This is a genomic window from Hyella patelloides LEGE 07179 (assembly GCF_900659865.1).
GTDB classification, from domain to species: domain Bacteria; phylum Cyanobacteriota; class Cyanobacteriia; order Cyanobacteriales; family Xenococcaceae; genus Hyella; species Hyella patelloides.
On the sequence record NZ_LR214099.1, the window covers coordinates 1 to 6,669 of the forward strand.

Consider the following 6,669-nt stretch of genomic DNA (forward strand, 5'->3'; position numbering starts at 1 on the left):
TGCAGGGAGGCATGGCTGCGGGAGTAGTTTCTCTCATGATTGCGATCGCTTTAAATAATAATGCTCAAGTCTCTTAACTAAAGCATTCTACCTTATTTTTAACGTCAAAATTGTTTAAGTCCCGTTAATTCCATAGGCTTTTGGTTACGGGTACTCTCATTAACTCATATTTTTAGCTTAACCGAACAGTATTGGGACGGTTCTAACATTGCGATTTTACTAAAACAAAAAGATGGACTTAAAGACCCAAGGTTTATTGCCATCAACTAGGTAAAATTCTGACAATACTTTTCAGAACATCTTGTCAATTTTAAATCAGAGCATTCCAACTCATATAATTATCTAACCTCATAATGAGATACCCTATAAATCTTGACTTTTAAACCGTAAACAACAGCATCTTTTTGATAGATCATCCCTAACTTTTGAGCGACACGAATCGATCGCCTATTTTCGGGTGCAATAATACAAAATAAATTTTTAATTCCTAACTTTTGCCAAGCATGATCGCGAACTGCTGTTGCTGCTTCTGTAGCGAAACCTTTACCCCAATAAGCTGTAGCAAGACGATAGGCGATTTCTATTTCTATTTTAGCTTCAAATTTCCAGGGTAATAAACCACAAAAACCAATTAACTGTTTAGTATCTTTTTCGATTACTGCATATAAACTAAAGTTGTATTGCCAATAGTAATCCAGCACCCGATCTAAAAAGTGTGTTATCTGAAAGCGCGTCTTGACTCCATCAATTGAATAGCGCATTACTTCAGGCTCTCCAAGAATCGGGATTAAAGCATCCACATCATTAGGGGTGAAATGACGTAAGATTAATCTGGATGTTTCTGCAATAATCATAGTTTCTGATAGCGATTTGGCAATTGATAACGGTGAGGGCAAATAGCCCGCCCCTACAACTAATAACTGGAAATAATGGATTTAATTTTATGTCATCAAACCGCAGATTTTGATTCGCTGGGTGCAGCAGTGGGGTTATCGCTGTTAAAAAAAGGTGCAAAAATAGTTTTGACTGGTGGTACTCATCCCACAGTAGGGGAATTCTTGGCGTTACATCGAGATGAGTTTCCTTTGATAGAATTGCGTAGTGTTACTCCTGAAAATATTCGAGCGCTGTATATTCCCGATACTCAAAAAAGCGATCGCTTAGGTCAAGCTGCTAGTTGGTTTGATTTACCTAACGTGACCAACATAGAAGTATACGATCATCATTGCGATTTGGATTCAGATATTAATGCAGCGCAAGCCTATATCGAAGAAGTTGGTGCAATCACCACAGTTATCGCAGAGTTATTACAACAAGAACAGATTACTCCTACAGCTTTTGAAGCTACAGCAATGGCTTTAGGTATTCATGTTGATACGGGTTCGCTGACTTACGATCAAACCACTTCCCGTGATGCTAGAGCTTTAGCTTGGTTAATGGAGCAGGGTGCTAATGTCAAAACCATAGCAGAATATGTCGAGCCTGGTTTATCTCCACAGTTACAGGTATTGTTGCAACAGGCTTTATCTGCATTGAAAATAATTGAGATGCGGGGATATAAAATCGCTGCGGTATTATTGAAAACCCCAGAATTTGTTAGAGGATTATCTAGTCTGACTTCTAGATTAGTCGATCTTACAGAAAGTGATGCCCTGTTACTAGGACATGAGTATCAACGAAAAGGAAGCAATAAATTGGCTATCATTGGAAGGTCGAGTATTCGAGAAACCAATCTCAATCAACTATTTACTCCTCATGGTGGTGGAGGACATTCTCAAGCAGCTTCGATGACTATTTCTACAGAGAAACCAGAGACAGTCTTTCAAGAGTTAGTTGATAGTCTCAAATTGCAAATTCCCGAACCTCCCACCGCAAGGGATTTAATGTCTTCTCCTGTAAGAACAATTCGCCCCGATACTACTATAGAACAAGCTCAAAGAATCTTATTTCGTTACGGACATTCGGGGTTATCTGTAGTTGACGCTGAAGGAAAATTAGTCGGAGTGATTTCCCGTCGCGATCTCGATTTAGCTTTACACCATGGCTTTTCTCACGCACCAGTCAAAGGCTACATGACAAGAAATCTCAAAACTATCAGTCTCGGAACTACCTTACCTGAAATTGAATCATTAATGGTGACTTACGACGTGGGGAGATTACCAGTTTTAGAACAAGAAGAATTAATTGGGGTAGTTACTCGTACTGATGTGTTGCGTCAGTTACACCAAAATCGCGAAGAATCAAACACCACTGACGATAAAACCCCTGCGCTAACTTCTTGCTTATTACCCACTCTCAAAAGCAGATTAGCCCAACCTATTTGGCAATTATTATCTTGCATTGCCAATGAAGCACAAGATCGAGGTTGGAATCTTTACATTGTCGGGGGTGGTGTCAGAGATTTGTTACTCACAGAAGACGATAAACCCTTGCTATTACAAGATATTGATTTAGTGGTAGATGGTTTCCACCGCGCAGCAGACGATCGATCGGGTGTTACCCTGGCTAATACGATTCGGGAAAAATATCCCCAGTCTCGCCTTTCGATTCACGGAGAATTTCAAACTGCTGCTTTACTGTGGCACAAAGACCCCATACTGGACAACCTCTGGTTAGATATTGCTACAGCGAGAACCGAATTTTATCCCTATCCTGCTGCTAATCCTGAAGTAGAAGCTAGTTCTATCCGTCAGGACTTGTATCGGCGAGATTTTACAATTAATGCTTTAGCAGTCAGGTTAACACCTCCCCGTAAGCAAGAATTTTCCCGTAAAGGAGACTTATTGGACTTTTTTGGGGGATTAATTGATTTGAAAGCGCGTAAAATCAGGGTTCTCCATGCAAATAGTTTTATCGAAGACCCTACCCGTATCTATCGTGCGGTAAGATTTGCGGTAAGGTTGCATTTTACTATCGAACCACAAACAGAAGAATATATTAAATATGCGATCGACAGTGGCGTTTATGAAAGACTTCGTTTGAGCGATCGCCAAGCTCCTGCTTTAACAACTAGATTACGTGCTGAATTAAAGTATATTTTACAGGCTGAGTATTGGAAACCTGCATTAAAATTATTGGCTGACTTGGGTGCGTTACGCTGTTTACATCAAGACTTACAGCTAACTCCTCAGCTATGGTGGGAAATCCGTTGCATTTCCCGTTGGCTATATTATCTCGATCCAGAAAATCAGCTACAGCATTGGTTAATCAGATTAGAAATATTAATTTGTTCTTTACCAACTTCTGAAAGAGAAATTGTTGCAGTTAACTTACAATTACCCAAAGATAGTATTCAAAGAGTTAGACAACTAGACCAAATAGCTACAGAAATTATTCCACAGTTACCTAAAAAGCAACTTCCCAGTGAAATATATCAATTATTAAATTCTTACAAGTATGTCGGATTAATTTTATTAGGGGTCAGAAGTTCCCCAGAAATTCGTAAAATTCTTTGGCAATATTTGACGAAGTTATCTCAAGTCAAACCAATTTTAAACGGTAACGATCTCAAAGAACTAGGCTATAAACCTAGTCCTTTATACAAGCAAATGCTCAATGATTTATTAGCAGCAACCTTGGATAGTAAAATTACTAACCAGCAAGAAGCAGAGGCTTTTATTAAAGATAAGTACTAATCTGCATAGATAAAAGATGATTCAGTAGGGACAATTTCTCCTCTAATGGGTTGTTCATCTACAGAAAAAGTGTGATTATCTGACTCAAAATTACCTCCAGAAGCAGTAGCTTTAAAAACAATTTCGTCATATTCTTCTAATCCTTCAAAAAAGAAATTGATAAAGACATAGGGTTCATTACAAACTTGACCGCTAAATGAAGAGGTAGGATTACAATAATAGTCATCACCATTGGGTAATGTTCCTACTGTACTAATAACATTTGCGGTATTAAAAGTAGCTACAACAGTCCCAGATCTTTTAAAAGTAAGGATGTTCGATGAGTCCCCTGCTGACCACCAAAGACCAAAATATTTTTGAGGTGTATTTACTGAAACGGCAAAACTTTCAGGTTTATTTGCAGGTTCTATATAAGGAGTATTATCTGCTCCTCCATAAATATTCGTTGATTGAATTATTAAATCTTCACTATAAGTATAGGTACTAGAAGTAGAGCTATTAGTCTCACTAAAAGAATCAGTACTATTAACAGTTAAATTATCAAAATCAATCAGAAAAAGATCGTCAGCAAGTTGTTCTGTTTGTACTGTTGGTTCTTCTACAGTTACTGTAAAAGCTTGTACGGGTGCAGTAGTAATTAAGCAAGTAGTACTAGCTAAAACTAATTTTTCTAATATTTTCATAGTTATTATTTCTAGATTTAAAATATATTTAGGTGATTTATTGTACTTAGTCACTAATGATTTTACAAAAGATAATAGTATTTATACATGAGCAAAAATACTGAATTTTTTTTAAAGTTCAACTAAAGATTAATAGTGTTATATAAAATTTAATACAGCTAACAAAAAACAAGAAGCAAATAAGATAAAAAGTTTACTAAATAAACTAGTAATTCTGTAAAGATAATATAAACAAATAAATAGTTACTACGATAGACCACAGTTTGAATAGCTGTTTTAAAAGATAATTATTATGGGAATTACTTGTCAGTAAAATTACTGAATTAAAAACCATAAGGTTCGGAAATCAACAGTATCTTTGCGCTTTTCTGCCCCAATAAGAGATATTGTAAAGGCTTGGCAATGCCAAGCCCCTATTTATAATTATCTGTATTGCCAGAATTACGTAATTTTTTTAGTTTCTTCCTTTACCCACAGCAAAGATATCTAACTAAGTAGTTCCACTACCTAAAACAAATAAACTTAAAAGAGTGCCACTGTTCCAAAGACTGTGAACTAACATAGGTGCAAGAATATTACGAGAACGAGTATAAACTACACCTAAAAGAATTCCTAAAGTAGCTAGGGGTAAAACTTCTGCTAGACTTAAATGAGCGATCGCAAACAAGAAACCACTAACTATAATAGAGGTGGTTACTGATAAATAACGAGTTAAAGATGGTAATAAAAATCCTCTAAAAATGATTTCCTCAAAAATTGGCGCAGCAATGGAAGCAGTGAAGAAAAAGATAGCTAAGGCAACTTTATCTTGTGCTTGGAGAGCTAAATAAAGTAAAGGATTACTACCTCCTTGTCCGTTCCAGATTTGCTGATTAATTAAAGACACTAATAGCACACAAGGAATAGCAACTAAATAACCGCCAAGTCCCCAAAAAAACCAGTTATCAAAAAACTTTATGTTAAACCATTCTTTAGGCAATGGGAAATAAGACTTGACAGATAAATAGAGAACAATAATGCCCCCTGCTGCCATTAAAACGTATGTAAATAAAATATAAAGAGCTTTTATTCTGAGGCTAGCTTCTACTACATTAAAACCAACGATACCTAAAAAGAAAGGTAGTAAAAATTGCCCGATAAAAAAGAAGCCAACAATAATAACTTGCCAAGTAATTTCCCAGTTCCAAGGAGTTTCCCAAGTAAGTTTACTATTAGTTGCCAGTAAAGAGTTTTCTTTTTTCAACAAGAATTGCACTGATAGGGTAATTAGCAAAATCAAGCCAATAAAGCCTCCCAAAAAAGGAATACCACTAATAAAAGCTAGCTTAATGATTGCTTGAGATGCTATTTGTTGTTGGGCATCATTTAATGCTGTTAATTGGGTAGTATTATCTGTAACCGTATAGAGTTTAATCAAAGAGCGATCGCGAAACCAGCTATCGAGATTACCTGTAATGGTGGTTTCTGCTTCGGTAACAACTTCGGAACTATCTGACCATAATTTGCTTAGTACTGATGCTGTTTGCGAATATTCATCTTCAGTATCATCAATGCGAGTAATTAATTGTTGCCAAATTTCTTGGGCAGAGGTGGTATTATCATTCTCTGCTGCTAAAATACCTCGTTTGAGATCTATTTCATCAATAAAGCTATTTAATTCCCTGACTTGTTGTTTTAATTGTTGTCTTGGTATGGTAGTTTCGCGGTCGCTTACTTCTAGGGTATTATTATTATCTGATAAGCTACTGCTAGAATTGGCTGCCACAAGATTTAACTGTTTTTCAAACGCCTGACGAACATCAATTACTTCTTGGCGAGTCTTGTCATATTGCTTGATAGCAGCAGCAGTGGGATCGTCTCCTAATCCCGCAGCGATCGCACTACTTAAATCACCATCTTCGTTATCTAATTGCAACTCAGAAGCATAGAGTACCAAATTAGTTTGATATAGTTCTAATTTACTGTTGATTTGAGGTTCTGCTAAACTTCCACCAAGAGACAATAAGACTCTGGCGATCGCCAGTAAGGTGAGTAAACCTAGAATTAATCGCTTTGCGGTCATGAATGCTCCATAAAATAGTAATTGATCCCTCTTGGAATTATCCCACACAGAGGAGGGATAGGGATAAGCGGTCAGACCCCCCGCGTCCCATCAAGCGGGATAATATCTATCGGCGTAAGAAGTTTACACCCGATGCCTTGGGGTGTTTATCCCCGTAGCATTTGGTAGGGCTGTTTCATTCTAGAGTAAAAAGAGATAAATTAAAGCTTTAGAGGCAAAAAACTCGAAATTTACGCTTCTAGACCCCAAAATAATGGATAAAAGCTTAATCGACTATCTCAAACAAATA

The 6,669-nt window shown here is 36.9% G+C and carries 4 protein-coding genes; 1 reads left to right on the forward strand and 3 read right to left on the reverse strand.

What is annotated here, in order from left to right:
- Positions 1 to 338 precede the first annotated feature (338 nt).
- On the reverse strand, positions 339 to 854 hold the full coding sequence (locus H1P_RS29610; RefSeq protein WP_144874506.1) for a GNAT family N-acetyltransferase: 516 nt from the start codon (positions 852 to 854) through the stop codon (positions 339 to 341).
- Between the two features lie 75 nt (positions 855 to 929).
- On the opposite strand from H1P_RS29610, the gene H1P_RS29615 reads away from it, so the two are divergent.
- Positions 930 to 3,635 (forward strand): CBS domain-containing protein, encoded by a 2,706-nt coding sequence (locus H1P_RS29615; RefSeq protein ID WP_144874508.1) that lies wholly within the window; start codon positions 930 to 932, stop codon positions 3,633 to 3,635.
- On the opposite strand, the gene H1P_RS29620 is transcribed toward H1P_RS29615, so the two are convergent.
- The gene (locus H1P_RS29620; RefSeq protein ID WP_144874510.1) at positions 3,632 to 4,318 is read right to left on the reverse strand and encodes an Npun_F0296 family exosortase-dependent surface protein; all 687 of its coding nucleotides are present in this window, start codon (positions 4,316 to 4,318) and stop codon (positions 3,632 to 3,634) included. The two genes, H1P_RS29615 and H1P_RS29620, sit on opposite strands and share 4 nt — an antisense overlap.
- Before the next feature lie 490 nt (positions 4,319 to 4,808).
- Entirely contained in the window at positions 4,809 to 6,380 is a 1,572-nt protein-coding gene (locus tag H1P_RS29625) for a CPBP family intramembrane glutamic endopeptidase (protein ID WP_144874512.1), read from the reverse strand.
- Between the last annotated feature and the right edge of the window lie 289 nt (positions 6,381 to 6,669).

Coding starts and splice junctions, on each gene's coding strand:
- H1P_RS29610 (WP_144874506.1), bottom strand. CDS start 854: ATGATTATTGCAGAAACATCCAGATTAATCTTACGTCATTTCACCCCT.
- H1P_RS29615 (WP_144874508.1), top strand. CDS start 930: ATGGATTTAATTTTATGTCATCAAACCGCAGATTTTGATTCGCTGGGT.
- H1P_RS29620 (WP_144874510.1), bottom strand. CDS start 4,318: ATGAAAATATTAGAAAAATTAGTTTTAGCTAGTACTACTTGCTTAATT.
- H1P_RS29625 (WP_144874512.1), bottom strand. CDS start 6,380: ATGACCGCAAAGCGATTAATTCTAGGTTTACTCACCTTACTGGCGATC.